We start from the raw sequence: 221 nt of genomic DNA on the forward strand, positions 1-221 counted from the left end.
TTTCAGTTCCGTCTCGTTGACCGGTTGAGGCTGGTAGTAGACGCTTGATCGGGCGATCCCCACAAGTCGCGCCTGTTGCGCAATCGGTAGCGCGTGTGCACGGTCGATCATCGCTTTCCGCTCAGCAACCCCGCCTTGCCGAGCGCTCCGCTTAAAAAATCGTTCTCCAGCGTCAACTGGCCAATCTTCGCGTGGAGCACCGTGACGTCCACTGGTGGCTC

The 221-nt window shown here is 59.7% G+C and carries 1 pseudogene; it reads right to left on the reverse strand.

The features are described 5' to 3' along the window. Positions 1-221: pseudogene (locus ACLFKU_RS45005) on the reverse strand (IS3 family transposase); the annotation flags it as partial.

It is taken from the genome of Paraburkholderia sp. EG304 (assembly GCF_046543485.1).
GTDB classification, from domain to species: Bacteria; Pseudomonadota; Gammaproteobacteria; order Burkholderiales; family Burkholderiaceae; genus Paraburkholderia; species Paraburkholderia youngii.